Source organism: Roseateles terrae, assembly GCF_014192155.1.
Lineage (GTDB): Bacteria > Pseudomonadota > Gammaproteobacteria > Burkholderiales > Burkholderiaceae_C > Roseateles > Roseateles terrae.
Window position 1 is genome coordinate 521,693 of record NZ_JACHXO010000001.1, and the last position, 21,155, is coordinate 542,847.

Annotated in this window: 15 protein-coding genes; 1 reads left to right on the top strand and 14 read right to left on the bottom strand. The window is 68.1% G+C overall.

Translation table 11 applies throughout. The annotated features are described in order from the left end of the window. Window positions 1–18: 18 nt before the first annotated feature. Window positions 19–906 (bottom strand): Crp/Fnr family transcriptional regulator, encoded by an 888-nt coding sequence (locus FHS28_RS02195; RefSeq protein ID WP_184294015.1) that lies wholly within the window; start codon window positions 904–906, stop codon window positions 19–21. 425 nt (window positions 907–1,331) lie between these two features. Here FHS28_RS02195 and FHS28_RS02200 point away from each other — a divergent pair, with 425 nt between their 5' ends. Next, on the top strand, window positions 1,332–1,736 hold the full coding sequence (locus FHS28_RS02200) for a Rossmann-fold NAD(P)-binding domain-containing protein (RefSeq protein WP_184294017.1): 405 nt from the start codon (window positions 1,332–1,334) through the stop codon (window positions 1,734–1,736). Between the two features lie 56 nt (window positions 1,737–1,792). Here FHS28_RS02200 and FHS28_RS02205 read toward each other — a convergent pair whose 3' ends face one another. The 13 genes from FHS28_RS02205 to FHS28_RS02265 all read right to left on the bottom strand — a co-directional run bounded on the left by FHS28_RS02205 (window position 1,793) and on the right by FHS28_RS02265 (window position 21,104). Continuing rightward, the gene (locus FHS28_RS02205) at window positions 1,793–2,425 is read right to left on the bottom strand and encodes a DUF4142 domain-containing protein (protein WP_088449292.1); all 633 of its coding nucleotides are present in this window, start codon (window positions 2,423–2,425) and stop codon (window positions 1,793–1,795) included. A gap of 147 nt (window positions 2,426–2,572) precedes the next feature. Continuing rightward, a complete protein-coding gene (locus tag FHS28_RS02210) occupies window positions 2,573–3,640 on the bottom strand; it encodes a glycosyl hydrolase (protein ID WP_088449291.1) in 1,068 nt (355 codons plus the stop codon). Window positions 3,641–3,938: 298 nt separating this feature from the next. Continuing rightward, window positions 3,939–5,882: a reverse transcriptase domain-containing protein gene (locus tag FHS28_RS02215; RefSeq protein ID WP_088449290.1), complete on the bottom strand. Its 1,944-nt coding sequence runs from the start codon at window positions 5,880–5,882 to the stop codon at window positions 3,939–3,941. Window positions 5,883–6,207: 325 nt separating this feature from the next. Continuing rightward, a complete protein-coding gene (locus tag FHS28_RS02220) occupies window positions 6,208–7,926 on the bottom strand; it encodes a hypothetical protein (RefSeq protein WP_088449743.1) in 1,719 nt (572 codons plus the stop codon). A 5-nt stretch (window positions 7,927–7,931) separates the two neighbouring features. Continuing rightward, window positions 7,932–11,219 (bottom strand): hypothetical protein, encoded by a 3,288-nt coding sequence (locus FHS28_RS02225; RefSeq protein ID WP_088449289.1) that lies wholly within the window; start codon window positions 11,217–11,219, stop codon window positions 7,932–7,934. A gap of 578 nt (window positions 11,220–11,797) precedes the next feature. Then, window positions 11,798–12,943 (bottom strand): MFS transporter, encoded by a 1,146-nt coding sequence (locus FHS28_RS02230; RefSeq protein WP_088449742.1) that lies wholly within the window; start codon window positions 12,941–12,943, stop codon window positions 11,798–11,800. A 343-nt stretch (window positions 12,944–13,286) separates the two neighbouring features. Further along, window positions 13,287–13,979 (bottom strand): hypothetical protein, encoded by a 693-nt coding sequence (locus FHS28_RS02235; RefSeq protein WP_088449288.1) that lies wholly within the window; start codon window positions 13,977–13,979, stop codon window positions 13,287–13,289. 21 nt (window positions 13,980–14,000) lie between these two features. Then, window positions 14,001–15,698, bottom strand: coding sequence for an aspartate aminotransferase family protein (locus FHS28_RS02240; RefSeq protein WP_246409415.1), 1,698 nt, complete (start codon window positions 15,696–15,698; stop codon window positions 14,001–14,003). Beyond that, window positions 15,695–16,402, bottom strand: coding sequence for a class II aldolase/adducin family protein (locus FHS28_RS02245; RefSeq protein ID WP_088449287.1), 708 nt, complete (start codon window positions 16,400–16,402; stop codon window positions 15,695–15,697). The genes FHS28_RS02240 and FHS28_RS02245 overlap by 4 nt, the downstream gene beginning before the upstream one ends. Beyond that, window positions 16,399–18,204, bottom strand: a complete 1,806-nt coding sequence (locus FHS28_RS02250; RefSeq protein WP_246409417.1) for a xylulokinase — start codon at window positions 18,202–18,204, stop codon at window positions 16,399–16,401. The genes FHS28_RS02245 and FHS28_RS02250 overlap by 4 nt, the downstream gene beginning before the upstream one ends. Continuing rightward, a complete protein-coding gene (locus FHS28_RS02255) occupies window positions 18,204–19,112 on the bottom strand; it encodes a TorF family putative porin (RefSeq protein WP_088449285.1) in 909 nt (302 codons plus the stop codon). The genes FHS28_RS02250 and FHS28_RS02255 overlap by 1 nt, the downstream gene beginning before the upstream one ends. Further along, complete coding sequence (locus FHS28_RS02260) at window positions 19,109–19,591, bottom strand: DUF2147 domain-containing protein (protein WP_184294019.1); 483 nt, start codon at window positions 19,589–19,591, stop codon at window positions 19,109–19,111. The genes FHS28_RS02255 and FHS28_RS02260 overlap by 4 nt, the downstream gene beginning before the upstream one ends. Before the next feature lie 340 nt (window positions 19,592–19,931). Further along, on the bottom strand, window positions 19,932–21,104 hold the full coding sequence (locus FHS28_RS02265) for an MFS transporter (protein ID WP_088449284.1): 1,173 nt from the start codon (window positions 21,102–21,104) through the stop codon (window positions 19,932–19,934). Window positions 21,105–21,155 lie beyond the last annotated feature (51 nt).

Consider the following 21,155-nt stretch of genomic DNA (forward strand, 5'->3'; position numbering starts at 1 on the left):
GGCCAGCGGCCGCCTCCCTCATTGCAGGCGGGCGGTGCGGGCTGACGAGCCGCTGATGACGTATTGCTCCAGACGGGCCAGATCCGGAATGCTGATCTGGCGCCGACCGCGCTCGCCGAAGCGGATCAGCTGCTCGCGGTTCAGGCGGGAGAGGCAGCGGCTGACGGTCTCCAGGGTCATGCCCAGATAGTTGCCGAGGTCGGCACGGGTCATGCGCAGGGTGAGTTCGTCCGCCCGCAGGCCGCGCTGGGCCATGCTGCGGGCCCAGGCGCAGAGGAATTCCGCCACACGGGCCTGGGACGCCAGGGTGCAGACCGACATGAGCGATTCGCGCTCGCGGCGGATTTCGGTGCTCATCGCTTCGTGGACCACCGCCATCAGCTCGGGGTGGCGGACGCAGCCTTCGAGCAGGGTGGCGTAGGGAATGATGGAAACGTTGCCGGTGTCCATCGCGACGGCGTCGCAGGCATGGCGGCCGTGGGCGATGCCGCTGAAGCCCAGCCAGTCACCGCGGAACTTCAGGCTGACGATCTGCTCGCGGCCGTCCAGGCTGCGGCTGACCAGCTTGTAGGCGCCGGAGTTGATCAGGAAGACGGTGTTGAAGGGCAGGCCCGAGTGATACAGCACATCGCCGGGGCGGACGACCTTGGAGGCCGGCTGCACCAGTTCCCGCACGGTGCGCATCATCTCCAGCATGCGTTGCTGCGGATCCTGCAGGGACTGGAAGCCCTGGAAGGGGCTGAAGCCGTCGTGCAGATCGGTCGAGTCATCCATCACGGACGAGCCGCGCGCCGAGACGGCGCGAGTGCCTGGATGGGAGACGGTGTGGGGGAAGGCGGGCAGACGGTCGCGCGAAGAAATTTGATGAGAGCGGTCGTGCTGGATGAGTTGAGCGGCTTCGGACATGATCGTTTCGGTCGTTGAGGTGTTGACACGCATCGTAAAAAACGCTCGCAACCGGCGTGGCAATCGACAACATCGCTGGGTAACACTGGGTGAACCGACGGTAACGATCAGATGTCTTTGCGCATCTCGTGAAGCCGTTTTCATCTGTACTCCCTAAGAGGAGTTGGTTGATTGACAACAATCAACGATTGCCGGGCATGTGGCACTTAGGCTGTCGTCACGTCTAAGAAGTGCCACAACGCGTGCTTGCACGCGCGCCACACCCACTCGCCATGCTCCATGTTCCCCCGTCAGATCGAGAACCGCCCCGTCGTCCAGCCGCCAGCGCGGCAGAGCCGGCGTCCGGCACGCCGGTCATGGAGCGTGTGGGCAGTGATCGGACGGGGGGCGAGCGTGCGACGGGTGCGCGGCCCGGTGGGGACAGCATGACGCGGCCGCCAGCGGGGAGCGCGTCGCAGGCGCTTGCGGGACGGCGGATCGGTCTGATCTGCGCCTCCCGTCAGGCCCCGGCGGCGGCGCTCTTCATCGAGGCGGCGGAAGGGCTGGGGGCGCAGGTGTCCGTGCTGCATGCGGCGGACGTGGTGGATGCGCGCGCGGCCCAGCAGGACAAGCTGGTGCGGATGCTCTCGCGGCTGTACGACGTCATCGAATGCCAGGATCTGCCCAGCACCGCCGTGCGGCACATTGCCGAGCTGGTGGCGGTGCCGGTGCTGGCGGACCTGGGAGCGCGGGCGCTGGAAGCGGCCGGTTCACACCGTCCGGAGCCGGGCACGCCCGCATGGGAACAAGGCCTGGCGCAGGTGCGGCAGGCCTTGCTGATGGCGCTGTAAACCAGCGCCGGTGTCGGTGACGCTCAGGCCCTTGCGGCCGGGCGTCGCCCCAAGGCTTACTTCTTCGCCTTCTTGCCATCCGCGGCGCGGGTGGAGGTCTGCAGCGCCTGGGCTTCCTGCAAATGATGCTGCAAGGTGGGCAGCGTCTTGGTGGCCCAGGCCTTCACATCGGCATCGTCCGAGTCCTTGGCGGCCTTCTCGAACAGCTTGACCGTGTCCTTGTGGGCTTCGACCCCCACGGTTTCTGCATAGTGGCGGTCGAAGCTGGCGCCATCGCGGGCGCTCAGGACCTTCATCTTGCCCTTTTGCATCACCGACGGATCCTTCGGCAGGTCCACGCCCTTGGAGGCCGCGAGCGCGGCCAATTCCTCGCTGGCCTTGGTGTGCTCATCCACCATCTTCTGGGCGAAGGCCTTCACATCGGCATTGCCTGACTTCTGCAGGGCCAGCTTGCTGTTTTCGACCTCGGCATGGCCGTTTTCAGCCGCCTGCTTCATGAAGGCGGAATCCTTGTGGCTGATCTTGCCGGACGCAGCCGACGCCGAGGCCCCGGGCACCACGGCCTGGGCGAAGGCGGCCGGGGCCTGCACGCTGGCGATCAGGCCGACCGCCGCGGCGGCCAAAGCCACGCGGCTCCAGCGGGCGGCGGTGTGGGGGCGGCTGCTGCGGAACGTCACGACGTCATTCATGGGGAACTCCATGCTTGTAGGGAAGAACCCCCTTTGAGCAATCTGGATTCCCGCCGCCGCCAGGCCGTCATGACGCTTCGGAATGCCGCCGCACAGCCGCTGTCATGCGGTGCCGACGCCCACGTCGTCAGCCCGCAGGCCGGCCGGTCAGGCGGTCGGCTGCTGGCGATAGCTCTGCCCCAGGGCGGTCAGCACGCCAGGGCCTGCCAGCAGGCTGGTGAAGTGGGGATCGGGGCTCATGCGGCCGATGAACCACGCATACCGGACAACGTCCGCCCGGGTTTCACAGACGCGGACCATCTTGGTCATCTCTTCGATCTGCTTGGCGGACGTGTTCACATCGGCACCATCGCCGTTGTGCCAGTTGGCCATCTCGGTCACCCAGAGCGGCTTGCCAAATTTTTTCAGCCGGTCCAGCTGCTCATTCAGGCCGTAGTCATACCAATGGAAGGCAAGCGCGTCGATCTGCGGATCCCGTCCGCCGTTGTTGGCGCGGTAGGCCGCATAAAACGCGTCCAGCCAGACGACCGGATCTTCGTAACCGCCCATCGTGCCCCAGGTCATCGCCGGTCCGACGATCTGCACGCCGGTCTGGGCGGCGACGGCTTCATAGCGCGGCCACAAGGCTGCAGCGTCCTGCGGCGTCAGGTTGGCCTGGTCCTTGAGGTTGGGCTCATTGAGCACCAGCAGGTGCTTGACCGTCGGTCGGCTCTTCAACTCCGCCACGACGGTTGCGACGTCGAAGTTGAAGTTCCACAGCATCGGAACGTGACTCATGGCCTTCGCGATCGACGGCGTTGCGCGGACGGCGGCATCCGGCTGCAGAGCCCAGTTGTACCACCAGCCCACCGGGCCGCTGAGGGCGCTGAAGTCGGCGGCGTCGCTCAGGTTGTAGGCGATGCCGCGCTTGACGAGGGGCGCGGGCGCCGGGGCGGGCGTCGGGCTGGGCGCCGGTGCGGGGCTCGGTGACGGCGAGGGCGAAGGAGAAGGAGAAGGAGAGGGCGCCGGGGAGGGCGATGGCGTGGGGCCGGCGGACGGCGGAGGCGCGGATGGCGACGTGTCGCTGCCGCCACCGCTCCCCCCGCCACCGCAAGCCGTCAGCAGCGCGGCCCCGGCGGCAGCGATCAGCGTACGGCGACGGGGATCCACTGCCAGACCCGCCGAAGGCGGCTGCGGAGCGATCAAGCGGGAGGACGGAGTCTGTGAACGGTTCATTCGAAGCTACCTGGCTACCTGGCCCATGACGCTGTCCCTGGATCCAGGGGCAGTCGATGCGGGCCGGAGTATGGCGCTGCAAAAGCCTGCGTGGTTGCCGTGGAAACAGCTTGTTAAGCTTGCTGACACACCTCCAAAAGACTGACTTTTCTGGCGGGGGTCCACCCGCCGCAGACCGTCACCGCCTGACGAGAAATGTCGGGATTCGGGCGAGCATCGCGCCACGTGAGGCATGACTCTTGCGACACCGGCGCCTGCGTCGGCGGGTCGACGGGCGGGCGCCCCCGGCTGGAGGCCGCTACGTCAGCGCCCGCACCAGCCACTGGATGAGCAGGAGGACGCCCAGACCGGTCCAGAAGCCGTTCCATCCGCCTTCGCGCTTTTTGAAGCGGAAGGCCATGTGCGCGAAACCGCCGACGACGACGAAGCTGGAGACGCCCGCGATCCACAAAAAGAGCAGCAGGCTTGATTGGAATCCATACTGCGCCCAGGGCGGCGGTGGCAGCTTGGTCGCGTTGGCGGGGTGCGCGGCGTCGGCTGCGCCCCGAGCGCTCGCCGCCGACGCCCCGCCTGTGGCGCCTGGCACCGGCGTGCCGGCCAAGCCCGCACTTGCTACTGCCGCGCGCGATGGTGCCCCGCCGACGGCCGCCGGCGAGGGCTGGCCGAGCGCGGCGGCGCGTTTGTCGCGTCGCGCGTCCTTGCGTTGCGCGTCGGTCAGCTGCAGCACGGGTGCTGGCCGCTCGGCCGGCTGCCACCAACTGCCGCGCTTCAGCTGGGGCGCTTGTCCTTCCGCTGACTTCGTACGGAAGGCGGCAGCATCGCCTGAACGCGGCGGCGCTGCGGGACCGGGCAGCCGCATCGCCTGGGCGATCAGCGGCGCGCCCTGGGCCGCATCCACCATCGCCACGAACCGGCTGTAGCCCAGCAGCACTTCGCGGGTGGCCGGCTGGTCATGCCAGGTGGCCGCTTCCATGCCTTGATGCCGGGCGCGATGCAGCGCCGCCCGCAGCTTTCGCCGCTCCTGGCGGGACACGGACGGCTGGTCATTGACCACCACGCCGGTCACCTGCTGGCGGGCCCCTGCGCGCATCACATGCTGCTTGGCCGGATGGGGTGTGAAGCCCTCGTCCTTGAGCACATGCCGCACCTGCCGCAGCAGCTTGCCGACCAGCGCTGCAGCCTCCCCGGAGCCGGAGAAGGTGAGGTCGTCCGCGTACCGGGTGTAGGTGAAGCCCAGCTTGTGCGCCAGGCCCTGCAGGCGACGGTCCATGCGCCGGCACAGCACGTTGGTGAGCATCGGGCTGGTCGGGGCGCCTTGCGGCAGCACCCGGTCGCGGCCCTTGCCTCCAACGAAGAACGCCTCGCCGTCGACGACCAGCTCGTCACACGGGTTCTCGCTGCACAGCAGCGCCAGCATCGTGGCCACCGGTTCGGGGTAGCCGAGCCCCTGGAACACGCCCTTGATGCGCGGGAAGGTGATGGTGGGGAAGAAGTTCTGGATGTCCAGGTTGATGACCACGTCCTGTCCCACATGCGGCTTGGCATTGGTCAGGATGCTGCGACCCGGCAGGAAGCCATGCGCGGCGGCATGGCAGGGCACCTGGGCCAGCACGTTGTCCAGCACCCAGTATTGCGCACGCTTGAGCCGCGGCATGGGCGCTGAAATGGTGCGGTGACCGCCGGTCTTCTTGGGCAGCAGGAAGCGGCGGTAGTGATGGGTGCGGGCCACCTCGCGATGGAAGGTGAGGAACTTCAGCTCCGGCAGCGTCAGGCCCATGGCCTGGGCCAGTGCCATCGGCGTGTCGAGGCTGGGCAGCCCGGCCTGCAATGCACGTGCTGGCGCCTGCGCTGTCGGCAGGGACAGCCCGCCGGACACACCTGCACCGAGATACGGCACCTGCGTCTTGCGCGCCTCATGCCAGCGCAGGGCGCGCTCGTGACGCCGCTGCTCGCGCAATTGCGCGGCGGCTTCCCGGCGGATCAGCGATTCCTGCATCCGCTGCTTGCGCATGGCCTGCAGCGCGGCTTCCGGATTCTGGATGACGCGCAGGCGTTCCTGCAGTCCTTGCAGGGCCTGCGTGACTTCGGCTTCGCGCTCGATCAGCGCGGCCTCCAGCGTCGGCTGAGCTTCGCCCTGAGGCCAGAAGCCCAGACGCTGCATCTCCTGCAGCACCACGGCGTCCTTGGAGCTGGTGCGGATGCGTTCGATGAGGTCGGCCCGGGTGGGCATGCGCTCGGTCATGGCGCACCTCCCGGGGAGGTGGCGACCCGCCGGATCAGGGAGAGGGGGAAAGAGAAGGGGAAAGAGAAGGGGAGTGCAGCGCGCTTCTCGTCGAAGAGCCTGAAAGGCTTGAAGGACGGGCGCTGTCCACTCGACGCCACCCGCCCCACCATGGGCCATATTGCTCCAGGGGAGCCATATCGGAGATGCCCATGGTGGGGCTGGGTGGCACAGTGAAGACGGCGCCCGTGACGCATGGAACGGCAGGGAGCAAAGACGGCGAAACACCGCCCGGATTGCAAGAGCCTGCGCGCTGCACTCAAAACCAGTTTAACCGCATCGAGCCTCATGCGGCCTCCATCGATGTGCCAGGTGTTGCCGATGCCACGGAGGGCGCCGGCCGTTCTGCGAGACGGGGTTGCGCCAGCTGGCGCAGGGCCAGCATGTGGGCGCAGGGCCCGCGGCGCAGCCGGTTCTGGCGGAAGAAATTGCAGCCGCACTGGCCGTCGACGAACTGATGGTCGGCGTTCAGGACGACCTGCGGCGTGTAGCGCTGCGTCCCCTGTCGGACCTCGCCCTCGATCACCAGCCGCGCGCCTTGCGGCGCCAGCGAGCGCAGCTGGGCCTTCCCGCCTTGGATCAAGGCCAGCGCGTCCGCTTCCTCGGGGCTGGCGAAGCGCAGGTCGTCCAGCGGCAGCGGATCCCGCGCCAGTTCACGCCAGGCGTAACGGCCGCTGGGCAGGTCAAACACGGCGCGTCCGGCCTGCACCCACAGGCCCAGGGCTGCGTCGACGTCACGGACAGACAGCCCCGTCTGGCTGGCAACCGACGCGCTGGAAGCCATCCAGTCGCGCTGCAGCGCAGTCGCCACCGCCAGTTTGGTGGGGTCGCTGACGGTGTGCCGCGGCTGCAGCAGGTCGAAGCGGCCGGCCGCGGACCAGTCGTTGCTGGTCCAGCCGGAGAGTCCCAGTGTGACGGTGATGTCGCCCAGCTCCACCACCCAGAAGCTGGGCATGCCGGTGCCCAGCAGATGCACCCGCACTCGTGTGGCCACAGCGATCAGCCGCTCCAGCGTCAACAGCCGTCGACGTCCCCAGACGCGGATGGTGCGCGGCTCCGTGAGCGGCTCGCCGACCAGCGCGCTGCGGCGTGCGGTGAAGACCTGTTCCCAGGGTTCGAGCACCAGTCGCGCCGGGCCGCCCGGCGTCAGCTCAAACCGCAGCGACCGGGGCCCCGCACGTTCCTTGCGCTGGCGCAGGGCGGCGCAGAGGTTGTGCAGATCCATCGGATGCAGCTCCAGCACGGTGGCCGGCAGCGTCATGGCTGAGGACACCTGCAGGAAGCCGCGGACCCAGCTGTCCGGCAGGTCGATTTTTTCCTCGCGAAAAGCGGGGTCGTCGCCGCTGGTCACGGTGAAGCCGGCCGGGTCGACCTGCAGCCGGGTGGCCTTGTAGTCGCGGATCTTCTGGAACTCGTCGTACAGGCTGCTGGAATAGTCGATGTTGGTCGTGCCGAAGGCCATCTCGCCGGTGCGCTCAAACACGTCGTGGCGCACGCTGACGGCGCAGTAGGTCGACTCGTCCTGGCTGAAGGCTTCGAACAGCAGGCGCTCGGGATGGACGCTGATGACCGGATCCAGCACGAACCAGGCGTCCTTGTTGGCGGTGTAGAGCCAGTTGAAATACTTCTGGCGTGCCGCGTAGAACGGGGCGAGCAGGGCGCTTTTGCGTTCCCGCAGCTGCTTGAGTTCCGACTGGAGCACGGCGGATTGGGCACGGACCTCCTCCGCGGTGGCCATGTAATCGGTGAGCATGGCCTGCTCGTTCTGGGCCAGCCAGGCCTTGTAGGCCGATGTGTCGCGGCCGCGGTAGCGCAGGTCGCTCACCACCACCTCATGCAGGGCGGAGAGGGCCTCGCGGAAGGCGAGATGAGCGTGGGAGTCGCGGCGCAGCACGCCGTCGAAGGCGGTGGGCGGGCGCAGCGCATCCGGCACCAGATGGAAGGCCTGGGCGGACGTGCTGTCGTCCACGCTGGTGCTGCCGTAGTACTTGTAGCGGAATCGCATGGTCGTCAGGCGTCGGTGGCGGCGCTGGAAGCGGCCGCGGGCGTCTTCCATTGCAGGAAGGGCAGCGCGATGGTCGGATGGCGGGCGGCGATGTCCCGCAGGCCCGCGATGTATTGCGGCTTGTCGGTCAGACTGGCGGTCACCACCTGCCGGGCGAAGATCGCGGCGACGACTTCGGCAGTGGCCGGCGCATCGATCCGACCCCGCAGGAACTCGATGACCCGTGACTTGGCCGTGCGCCCGCGATGCACCTGGCTGAGCACGGCCAGGAAATAGGGCGTCAGGCCGCGCAGCCGCGCGGCGAGCGCGGCCGGATCGTCCGTCGGCAATTCCAGCAGCCACTGCGTCACAAAGAGCTGCACCTGCGGGCCGGGATGCTGGCTGAGGCGGGTCAGACACAGGGTGGCATCCGCAGCGCTCATGCGGCGCACGAGGCGTGACCGGCCCAGCGCCTGCACCCAGCGGCTGGGATGGTCGACCAGGCTGATGAGGAACTCCAGGCTCAGAGACTCATCCGGCAGGCGCTCACCGATCAGGGTTTCGGCGTAGAGCCGGGCGTCGTCGAAGCCGGCTTCCGCAAGCGGCAGCAGCTCATCGGTCTGCTGCAGCGTCGGGCTGGCGGGCAGCAGATGGTCCAGGGACTTCATGGCGGCCAGGCGCACCTGCTGGTCGATATGCCGGGCCAGCGTGGCCCACTGGCGAAGGCTGAAGTCCGTCGCAACCCGGGAGGTCAGCGCCCAGGCGCCATACCGCTGCGCGCCGCTGCTGCGGGCCTGCAGGGCCCGCCAGGTGCCGGACGGATCGCGCGCCGGAGCGGCGTTGGCGAGTGGCCCGGTGAGCCAGCGCAGGGCGTCGTCATGCGCGCCGTCGCCGGACTCGGTTTGAAAGAGCGAAGCATGCAACCGGTCGGCGACGGTCCGGGCGAACCCGGCATCCTGCGCCGCCACGCGCAGCAGCGCAGGGCCAATGGCCGCGCGGATGGCAGCAGCGTCGCTGGTGGCGAGTGTGCCCATCATCTCGGCCTGGCCGCGCAGCACTTCGTCGGACAGCGCGGCCAGCAGTCGGGCGCCGCAGGCGCGGCGGCCCGCGTCTTCGGCGCTGAGCAGTCGGGTGAGGGTGGTCGGCGGCAGGAAGGACGGGCCGGCCGGATGCCGCAGCAGCCAGGTGACCGCCAGGCTCACCACCGGCGTGGCCGGATGGTCGAGCAGAGGCAGCAGGTCGCCGATCATCGGCATCAAGTGCGCAGCGGCGGCTTCACCCAGCGGTCCGGCCAGCATCTCTTCCAGCACCGCGCCGGTTTCAGCGAGTTCCGGCGCGTCTTCATCCACCGCAGCCAGGGCGGACAGCAGCTCCTGCAGCAGCGCGGGCGTCGGCGCCAGCAGCGCCAGGCCCTGGCCCTGCTTGCGCGCGCGGGGCTGGCCGGACAGCAGCAGCCCAACCGTCAATGCCGGGAATTGTGCAAACGTCACCGGATCTCCGGCGATGTGCAGCAGGGCAAAGTCTTGCGCCGGGGCGTGGCTGGAGGCAGCCAGCAGGCGCAACCAGCCCACCTGGTCCGGCGGGGCGGAGGCCAGCAGCCTCGCCTTCACCGCCTGGAAACCCAGGTCGACCGTCGTGGGATAGGGGCTGCGCAGCAGCGCTTCCAGGACGGGAACCGGCTGTTGCTGCAGCAGGGCGACGTGATCCTGCAAGGCCCTCGCCGCCACCCATTGCACGATCGCGCTGCGACTCTTCATCGCCAGTTCCAGCAGGGCCCCGGGAGACTGGTCCCACAGAGCCTGAAACGCCTCGGGGCGCTGGGCCGGCGGCTGGCTCAGATCCAGGGGCTGGCGGGTCCAGAATCGCAGCGAACGGGGACCGGACCCGTCATGCGGCAGATGCGGCAGCAGCACCTTCGACAGCAGCTTCCAATGGGCACCCGTCGGATAGAAGCGCTCCACCCGCTGGTATCGGCCGTTCTCGTAGGGGTAGTGGGCTTCCGAGGTGGCCGGGGTGGCGCGGCCGTCGTCCATGCCCAGCAGCAACTGCACGGCCAGCGTGGGCGCGAAGGGATGCTGCATCCAGGCCAGCCGGCGCAGCTGGCGCAGGCCGCGGGCCACCAGATAACGCCGGGTGGCGACCGTGAAGGTGTTTGGCGGTGTCGGACGCTTGCGGGTGGGTCGGCCGGTCGTCTCGCGCGGAGCGGGCGACAGGTCGTACGGGGCGGGCGGCCACGGCGGATTGGGCCGGGCCTGCTCGAAGCGCGCATGCAGACGGCCGATCACCTCGGCATCGCGGCGCAGTTCCGCCGCCTTGTAGACGTAGCGGATCCCCTGAAACGCTTCCTGTCGCAGGGGCAGATGGTCCAGCAGATCCAGCAGCGGCTCGCGCACCTCGGGCTGGACCAGGGCCAGGTCGTACCAGTCCTGCAGCAGATCGGGCCAATCCAGGGACAGGCGAGACATCGTGGCCACCATGGCGGCCACACGGCCCTCGCCGAACGCTTCGAGGGCGAGTGCGTCGCCCCAGCGTTCCTGCAGTCGAGCCGCTTCGGCGGTTCGTGCCTGCGCATCCAGCATCAGCCAGGCCTGGCGGGCGTAGCGCTGGGTGGCGGGGCTGCGGCCACGGGAGGCAAGCTGCTTCATCGCCTCAGCGGCGCCGGGGTCGGCGAGCCGCGCAAGCGCGGCAGCCAGGCACAGGTCGAGCAAATCGTCACCGGTCTCCAGCAGATCCACCAGGCGGGGCACCAATTGGCGGAGCGCCTGCTGGGCGGCGGATGGCGGATGATCCGCGGCACTGCACTCCGCCACCCGCCATGCGGCGCGGCTGCGCTGGCCGGGCGGCAGCAGCTTCCAGCGATCTGGCTGGAAGCGGGCAACCAGCGCCGCGACGGACGGTGGCACGGGTCCGGTCGGGCTCGCCGATGGCGCTGTCGACAGCGGTTGCGGAGCCGTGCCTGCCGCGGCACCCGCCGAAAGCGATGAAAGCGACGAAGGCGGCACGCCCGTCGGTGGCTGGGACACCGCGGCGTCGCCTCCCGTGCCGGGCAGCATCTCGAAGCCTTCCTGACGCAGGAGCCGGTCGCCGGCGGCGAGTCGCCGCTGAATGAAATCGTAGGCTTTGCGCAGCGCCTCCTCGCGGGAGATGGGCGCAGCAGTCAGGCTGGATTCGCTGAGCTCGTGGCGCACCGTCACGACGAAGCGGGCGGCGGGCGCGGGGGTGGTGCCCGGCAGGTCCAGTTCCACCACGTCCACCGTGCTGCGACGGGCGGGCGCTTGGGGGCGTGCCAGCGTGGCCGATGCGATCTTCTTCAAGACATCCTCTCCGGGCCCGGGGAGCGACGGCTGAAGTGGCCGGACCGGGTCCCGCAAGCGTCTGGTGTCGCGTGCGCCCGTCCAGGGGCGCAGCGCACCGGTTTGTTCTCGATCGACGCCTGGGGCCGACGACCGCTTCGAAGCATTCTTGCATGAGTTCGGCCGCCCCTGACGGGGACATCCGCCAGGGCCGGAGCCGTTGGCGCGCCGTGCAAAAGTGCACGGTTGGACACACGCAGGGTCGGGGGGGCGGCGGTGCCCGGCAGGGGCGAGCCCGGGCCCGGTCTGCATCCCCAAACGGTTGTAGGTAAAACCCCCTCAGGGCTTTCGGTCGAACCTAGCGGGACCGATCGGCGGATTGCGACATGCAGGGGGGGCGGGTGTTGCGTAGAGTTGGTTCTGACAGCGGAACTCGAGCTTCGCTGTTCATGCTTCTCTCTCGCATGGTCCGTCTCTTCCCTCTGCGGACGGACAAACTTTCGGCCCTGGTCTCACGACCAGGGCCATTTTCTTTTGGGCCTTTGAAGCTCCGCTTTGAAGCCTCACCGAAGCTGGCCTGGCCTGGCTTGGCGTGCGGCTCAGCGCTTCTCGAGGTTGGGCAGCAGGGCGGTGATGATGCCCAGCAGCGGCAGGTAGGCGCAGAGCGCATACACCTGACGGATGCCGTAGTGGTCGGCGACCTGCCCGAGGCCGGCAGCGGCAATGCCGCTGACGCCGAACATCAGCCCGAACATCAGGCCGGCGATCAGCCCGACGCGGCCCGGCACCAGTTCCTGCGCATAGACCACGATGGCGGAGAACGCCGAGGACATCACCAGTCCGATCAACACGGTCAGCACCGCGGTCCAGAACAGGCTGGCGTGGGGCAGCAGCATCGTCAGCGGCGCCACGCCGAGGATCGATGCCCAGATCACGTATTTGCGCCCGATCCGGTCGCCCACGGGGCCGCCGGCGAATGTCCCCACCGCCACCGCCGCCAGGAACAGAAACAGATACAGCTGCGCAGCCTGCACCGAGAGGTGGAACTTATCGATCAGATAGAAGGTGTAGTAGGTGCTCAGGCTCGCCATGTAGATGAACTTGGAGAACACCAGGAGAGCCAGCACCGCCAGCGCCAGGCCGATCTGCCGATGGCTCAGCCCATTGGCCTTCACGGCGCCTTTGTGGCCGCGCGCGGCCTGATGGCGCACCGTCCAGCCGCTGACCCGGAACAGTACCGTGATGGCCAGCATGGCGAACAGGGTGAACCAGCCGATGGCGCCTTGCCCACGTGGAATGATGATCGCGGCCGCCAGCAGCGGCCCGAAGGCCGAGCCCGTATTGCCGCCGACCTGGAAGCATGACTGCGCCAGCCCGAAGCGTCCGCCGGACGCCATTCGTGCCACGCGGGATGCTTCCGGATGGAAGGTGCTGGAGCCGATGCCGATCAGCGCCGCCGCGCCGAGCAGCAGCGGAAAGCTGTTCACCACTGCCAGCAGCGCCAGGCCCAACAGCGTGAAGCACATGCCAATGGGCAACAGATAGGGCTTGGGGTGCTTGTCTGTATACAGCCCGATCCACGGCTGCAGCAGTGACGCCGTGCACTGATAGACCAGCGAGATCAGGCCGACCTGGGTGAAGCTCAATCCGAACTGCTCTTTCAGCATCGGATAGATGGCGGGCAAGGTCGCCTGGATCAGGTCATTGAGCAGATGCACGAAGGCCACCGCGCCGACGATTGGCATCACGATGCTGCTGGCGCTCGGCCCGCTGGCCGCACCAGCCGGTGGTGCGGCACCGCGATCGATCTCGATGTCAGCGGACTGGGCGACGTCCGCCGGCATGGGCGGCAATGGATTGGAGACAGTGGTCATGAATGGAGCGCCGCACCTGGACGGAGGACAGGGCGGGGAACAACAGGGGCAGGGCGCTCGAGTCTAAGGTGGCTGCTTGTCGCCAGCGAGCCAAGTTCTATCGAGAATCGGACACGCTCGAGGTTTTGGGCGAGGGATGGTTGCAACGACTCGTCCTGGCCGGACATGCCGTGTCGTTCGCTCGACCTTCCTGGTACATGACCTTCCCGGTACGTCAGTACCCGCGCGTCTCTACCGGCATTGTCCCGGCACGCACCATCGCCCGCGCCGCGGCCTGTTCTTTGACGAGCCGTCCGTTGGCCACTCGTCTCACGATCCAGGGCAGCTGTCGCGGCGTCCCGCCCGCGCCGACCGCACACACATACGCCTTGGCGCATTTCTCGAACAGTTCCGCATTCAACGCCAGCCGCGAGGGTGTCATGCCCAGCAGCAGCACCTGGTTTTGGAACACGGCCGCATTCGCTCCAGAGGCCAACGCCCGCCGCAGTCCGATGAGATCGTCGCTGCCCGAGCCCATCATCCCCAACTGTCTCACCTGTTCATCGAATACTGCGGGCATGGTCCCGCCGAAGCTGGGGAGCAATCGTCCGAACGCTGCGCCGCCCCAGAGCATGGCGCAGACATCGTCCCGCGCCGCATACACCGCCTGGTGCACCTGCGATTGAAGCGTCTCCGCCCTGACCGCTGTCGACTCGTCAGAGCCCGGCGTGGCACAAGCGGCATCTGCGGCGGAGGCGGATACCCCTTTCACCGAAGCCAAGGCCATGCACAGCGGCTGCGCATCCCCCGCCAACCCCCACCACATCTGCGCGCACCCCGCAACCCGCAGCGACAGCGAATCACCAGCGCCGGGCATCAACCCGCGGCTCAACAGCCGATGCCTCAATGCAAACCACTGCTCCTTCATGGCCGACGCTCCCTGACGTGCTCACACCAACGCAAACACATCGTCAAACCGATTCAGCGCCTCATCCACCACCTCATCGGTATCGGCCAGGCTCGTATACAGCCGGCTTCCCGCCACCGAGATCAGCCCATGCGCGGTGAATGCAGCCCCCATTTCCTCCATCATGTGTTTGCGTCTGCGTGCCTCTTCCTTCACCCGAATCAGCTTCAGCAGACTGCTCGTGTCGAGCAGCAGCACCCCGGAGGTCTGCAGATGCACGATCGAGCCCAGGTTGTAGGCCACATACGGCAGGCCTCGACGCTGGATGATCTCGTCCAGCCCCCGCCGCAGCCGATCCCCGGCCCGACCCGCCATCACCGGCGCATTCGTCCGCTCCGTTTCCAGCAGGGCGTGATACCCGGCCACACAGGTCATCGGATTGGCCGACAACGTGCCGCCCACAAACGCTCGCCGTGACGTCGTCCCGATGCCCCCCACCAGCGACATCATGATGTCCTTGCGCCCCCCGATCGCGCCTGACATCGGATAACCGCCTGTCAGACACTTGCCCAGCACGGTGAGGTCTGGCGTCACGCCGAAATACCCTTGTGCGCCGCTCAGCCCTGCGCGGAACCCGGTCACCACCTCATCGAAGATCAGCAGCGCGCCAAACTCATCACACAGGCGCCGCACCTGCGCATTGAAGTCCTTGTGCACTGGCCGCGTCCCACTTTCCGGTCCGAAAGGCTCCACCAGCACTGCCGCCGTCCCTCCACGCAGTCGATTCCAACGCAGCAAGCGCCGCAAGGCTTCGGGATCGTTCGGCAGGCATTCCTGCGTCTGCGCCGTCGCTCCACGCGGAATGCCCACCGCCTCCATCCGTCCGGTTTTTGGCAGACGCATGCCATAGACCAGCTGGTCACTCCAGCCGTGATACGCCCCGCCGATCTTGATGACCCAGCGCTTGCGGGTATGGGTGCGGGCCAGCCGCACCGCGCCCATCACCGCCTCGGTCCCGGAGCCCAGCATCCGCAGCATCTCCACCCCGGGCATGTGCCTGCACACCAGCTCGGCCAGCTTCACCTCGTATTCATGCAACAGCCCGGTCACCGGGCCGCATTCATTCAGAACGGCCACCACCTTCTCCCGCACCGCCGGCGGATTGCTGCCCAGCAGCGTCGGCCCGCCCGCCTGCAGGAAATCAAGGTAGCGGTTGCCGTCGATGTCGCTCAGCCACGCGCCTTCCGCCTGCCGGATCGCAATCGGGAACGGATGATTGAAGGCGAGGTTGTGCTGCACCCCACCCGGGATCACCGCCTGTGCCCGGGTCGCCATCGCCTTCGATCCGGCGCACCGCTCGTCGAACCAGCGCATCACCTTGGGCATGGCGTCCGGCCGGATCGGCCGCATCGGCTGCTTCACCAGCGCGGCCAATCGCTCATAAAGTGCGTGCGTGTCGGGCCATTCCGAAACGGCGAATCCGGGGGAGGGCGACGGTGTGATGCCGTGGTCGCCTGCAGGGCCCGCACCGGTGGCATGGCCCGCGGGATCATCGTTGCGGCTGCCGTCATGTGGGGCGACCGGACGGGTCTCCGGAGCGGCGCTGGGCGCGGCGCCCGAAGAAGCGCCTGATGCAGCGCCTGATGCAGCGCCTGCCCCGGCGCTTGATGCTGCAGCACCTGCACCCGCATTCCCGTGCAAGGGCCCCGATGAAGCCTGAGAGGGAGAGGTCTCGATCATATGGATTCCTTTGATGACCACAGCAACTGCCTCAGTTGGACCAAGGGGTCCGGGGCGGACCCACGTCGATCCGCGGCGCCGGACGTCAGTTCCGGCCCTGAATGCTGCCCCTGTGGCGATGCCTGCATTCGCCGTTCAATACGCGAGATCAGATGGTCCCGCGCCAATGATTCCAGTTGTTCAACCGCCGCCAGCGCCGCAGTGCTGTCCCTGCCGCAACACACGATCCCATGATTGCGCAGCAGCCAGGCCTGCCGACCTGGTTGCACGGCGGCCGCCAGTTTGCTGGCCAGCCAGCCGGTTCCCGATGGGGCATACCCCACCACCGGCACGGTCGCGCCCAGGACCGACTGCAAGTCGGGCGGCACCTGCAGCGCTTCGCCGATCAGGGCGCAGGCGCTTGCCAGCGGCTGATGGGTGTGGATGGTGCAGCCCACCTCCGGCCGCGCCCGCATCACCCGGGCATGCAAACCGGTTTCCACCGACGCGGGCCGCGCGCCTTCCACCACACTGAGGTCCGCGAGCCGAAGCAGACACACATCCTGCGGCTCCATCGTCAGATAGTCGGTGGCCGACGGCGTCACCGCCACCAGCGTCTCATCGATCCGCAGCATCAGGTTGCCGCCCGTGCCGGCGAAGTACCCACGCTTGGACAGGCGCAGGCACAGCTGCACCACGGCCATGCGGGTGGATGCGTGCATCATGCGGCGACCCCTTCAGCGCCTTTGGCACCGGTCCCACCGGTCCCACCCGCCACGCCGGCTCCTCCGGCCACGCCCGCGGGGTCCGCCATCCCGGACGCCCCCGGCGCGCCGGTCGATGAGACCCGGTTAATCCGGTGGTAGAGAGGCGCCAGGCGCTGCCTCACTTCCTTGAAGGTCTCGAACTGATCGTTGTGAAGCTGACGCAATGAGGCGGTTGGCTCATACACCCGCCGGGTTTGGCGCAGCTCCGTCAGATCCTCGAAGCGCCGCTCCCCAAGTCCCACGGCCGCCAGATAGGTGGCTCCAATCGCATTGGCCTGGATCGGCTGCGCCAACTGTCGGATCGGCTGGCCGGTCACATCCGCCAGGATCTGGCACCACACATCACTCTGCGCGCCGCCGCCCACCGCCGTCACCGTGCCCGGCGAGCGTCCCAGCAGCCGGCTGAATGGCTCCATCATCCAGCGGGTGTTCAAGGCGACACCCTCCAGAAATGCACGGAAGATGTCCTCCCGCGAATGCTCCAGCGACAGGTTCAGCAAGCCCGCGCGCAGCAGCGGATCGTCCACCGGCGTGCGTTCGCCAAACAGCCAGGGCGTGTAGATCAGGCCACGCGCCCCGGGAGGCACCCGGGCCGCAATGCGGTTGAGCACCTCATACACGGCGGGGTGTTCCTCGTCACTGGCCAGTTCATCGGGATGGAACAGGATGCGGTCCCGCAGGAAGGAGAGGTTGGCGCCCGCGGTCGATTGCAGCGCCAGCGCCAGGTATCGCTGCGGCACCGCACACGGCACAGCGGCGATCTTGTGCCGCACGTCCGTCCGCATGCGGGGCAGGTGCGCGCCCAGCCATGACGACGTGCCCAGGTACAGGTGGGTCTCGTAGTCCCTCACTGCGGCGCTGACCGCCACCGCCGACGTGTCCACCGCGCCGGCCACGACCCGCGTCTGCGGTGACAACCCCAGCCGCTGTGCCACCTCCGGCCGCAGCGGTCCCAGCACATCGGTGGAGCCGACGATGTCCGGCAGCTTCGAAGCCTCCAGCCCGAGCATGCGGATCAGACCCGCGTCGTAACGCACGCGGGCGGGGTCACGGTTGTCCGTGACCCAACTGGTGAGGATGGAGTCCTGCGTCGCGCACAGGCGGCCGCAGAGCTTGAAGTTCAGGAAATCCAGCGCGTTCAGGAACTGATGCGTCCGCTCATACACCTGCGGCAGATGGTCCCGCACATAGGCCATGTGACCGGCGCCGTCCCGGCCGGTCCCGGAGGGTGCACCACCGGTCAACCGCAACCATCGCCAAAGCTTGAGCGGCCCATAACCTTCGATGTTGAGCCAGCGTCCGCGCGTGCGGCGGGCGATGGCCTGCGCACCCCGTGCATCCAGCCAGCTGAAGGCGCGACCGATGGGCTCGCCGTCGCGGTCCATGCACACCGTCACTTCCGTCTGGGTGGAACAGCACACCGCCGTCACCCGCTGCCGGCGCCGGGCATCACCAGCGAGCAGCTCATCCGCCGCGGCGAGCAGGGCGGACCACCATTCCAGCGGATCCTGCTCCGCCTGCACGCCTTGCACATGCAGGGCCACCGGGCGGAAGGCCCAGCCCTGAACGTGTCCATCCAGCGTCACCAGGGCGCATTTGCAGCCGGAGGTGCCCAGGTCGATGGCGAGCACCAGGGGGGAGTTGTCGCCGCCGGTTCCGCCAGTGAGCGGCATCACAGTCGCGGTGGGTACGGCGGCTGATGCCGGTGGGGCGGAGCTGTTCGGTGAGGCCGATGCGGTGGGAACTGCGGTTGCAAACATCAGAACTTGTAGCCCACCGACACCACCAGCCGATCATCGTCCTGGCGCTTCCAGCCATTGCCGTCCGGAATCAGGAACAGCTCGGGCCGATGGGTGCGCGTGGTCACCCATTCGGCCGTGAAACTCATGCCCCAGCGCTGATGCGTCACCCCGATGCTGTAGTCGCTGAAATCCGCCTCCTTGAAGTGGCGGATGCGCTGCGTGCCGGCATGCAGATTCAGCGTGGTGGTCGGCGTGAGGTCGTACTTGTAGCCGATGTCGTAGAGCATGCTGCCCCGCGACGTCTTGTCCCCGCGCAGGTAACACTCGATCGCCGGGGTGGGGTCCACCGCCGCAGCCAGGATCTGGCCGCAGACGCCGCCGGTGTCCGCGCCGCGATAGGTCCGGGAGATCACGTTCAGTATGCGCCCCTCCAGCTTGCCCCAACCCAGTTCCAGCACGGCGTAGGCGGTGTCGTAGCGGGTGCGGCGGAAGTCCACCGGGACGCCGGCTTCCAGGTCGATGCCGTGCGGAGCGTCGAACTTGGCGCCGGGGAAGAACTCCTTGGCCAGGCCCACGCCGAAGTGCCAGGCGTCCGGATCACCCCAGCGATAGCCGGTGGCCAGCAGCAGGTTGTAGCCGTCGGCATCGGTGAAGGCCTTGTCGCTGACGGTCGAGAGCTGGGCCAGCGCAATGATCCCGCTCTCATGGGCGAGTTGAACATTCAGTTGTGCGGAAGGTTTGCGGCCGGAGTCCGAGATGCCGCGATTGCGCAGGTCGGACAGCAGCTTGATCTCAGTGTCGATCGCCATGGTGGCGGTGCCGCTGGTGTCGGCCAGGGCCGGAGCGGCGAGGGTGGTGGCCAGCAGGGCTCCCAGCAGGAAGCTGGAGAGACCGCCGGCGAGCGGAGTCGACTGGGCAGATGTCATGGAGCAGTTCCTCCTGATGGGGTGTGCGAGGTTGGGCAGGGCGGCCCTGGAAGCGCTGTCACGCGACGCATCTGCTCGGTCTGCCCGAGGATCTCCGTGCCGATGTAGGCGCGGATGAACAGGTCGCCGTTCTTGATGCGCAGCGCGCCTTTGTATTTCTTGCGGTCTCGCGGGTCGTACACCCAGCCGTCCCGCCACGCGTCGTTCTCGAACCTGTCCAGTTGCGCGATCTGCACGCCGCAGGTGTCCGCAGGCGTGCCTGCATCCTTGTCCCACACGATGCGACCACACAGGGCGGAGGCCTTGTCGGCACAAGGTTTGAACTCGATCACCGCGCCACCGTCAGCGCTGAGCCAGAGGCCCTTGGCGTCCTCCGGCGTCGTCGCGTGTGAGGCGCCAGCCGCCATCAGCATCAGCATCAGCAGTGACGCCAAGGCCGGGACGCGTCGGACGCCCAATAAGGCAGGGATGGCAGGCATGGCGCGGAACCTGCGCTTCCAAGCGCTGACCCGCGGAGGGCGATGCGCTCGACATGCACGGTCGTTATCCTTGGAACGCGACAAGCGAAGGGGATGCGACACGCAAGACCTTCGGGAAGCATCCGGTGGGAGCGGAAGGGGAGGCGCATCGTGGGCGCCGGGGTGTCCAGACATCGCGGATCTCCTGAGGGATCGGATCCCAAGCTTGTTTAGTAGTGATGGCTATCGTAGCCATCGCTACTTTTATGAGGCTGGGGACAAACCCGCAACTGCCGCCGCGTGGGGCCTGGGCATCAGGCGATCAGGCGATCAGGCGACCTGGGGATCGAGCGATGGACGTTCAGGCCGACACACTGCGGTTGGCCGCTGCGCGCCGGCCTTGCGTCACCACCAGCGCCACGATCGCCAAGCCGGCAAACAATGCGGCCACCAGGGGCACCGGCCCGACTTCATCGCCACTGAGCATCAGCGAGGCCACCAGCGGCCCGAACGCGCTGCCGAAGAGCTGTGCCGCTGGCACCAGGGCGGCGACCTGTCCGCTGCCATCGGCGCGAAACGCCAGCGCCATCTGGAACGGCAGCATGAACAGCCAGGTGAAGGTGAACACCCCGCAGAGCCATGCAAAGGGCAGCGGCCCGCCATGCGCCGTCCCGGCGACCCCCAAGGCACACAGGCCCAGCGTCAGGCTGCATCCCAGCAGCGTGGGCCCTGGCGGCAGCCGACGAACCAATGCCGTGCCCACCGTGCCACCCACCACCTGCAGACCCAGCCCCGCGGCGATCAGCGTCTGCACCGCCACCGTCGAGAAGCCGGCACGCGTGCCCAGCGGCTCTGCGTACGCCCAGAACGCGCCCAGCGTTGCGAGCTGGAAGAACACCACCAGCAAGGTGCCGATGCGCGGCCGGGTCCATCGCATGCCGATGCCCGCCTGGCTGACGGTCGGCGTCAACGGCCCCAGCGGCCGTGCCCGGATCGCCGCCAGCAGCGCCGCCCCGACCGCGAGGCCCGCCAGAGTGTGAAAGCCTCCCTGCCAGCCGACGCGGGGAATGACGCCGTGGGCGAGCACCAGCCCGACCAGGGCCTGCGCCAAGGTCTGCACCACAAAGAAAACGCCCGCCAGCCGCTCCCGCGCTGCGGACCGCACGATGACGGCGGTGGTGCTCCACACCAGCAAACCTTCCGCCACACCCGCAGCGGCACGCACAAGGCCCAGTGCCAGGTCCCCCTGCATGCGGGGGGTGACGACATCCATGGCCGCGGCGAGCAGCGCAGCCGCCACGGTGATCGGCCGGATCTGGCCGACCGACAGCCGCAGGTCGCCGATCAGCACTCCCAGGCCCAGTGCCACGATTTCTCCCATGGCCACCAGGCCCACGCCCTCCAGCGTGACTGCGCGCGCGTCCAGCAGGGCGCCCAGCAGCAAGGGCTGAAGTCCCAGCATCAACAGCGCCACCGAGCCCACGGTGATGGCAAGTGCGGCGTCGCCGCGTCCGGTGGATGTGGATGAGTCCATCGCGCCTGTCCCCTGGAGGTGTGAAATCCGCGCGCGGTCGCGCCGGCAGCA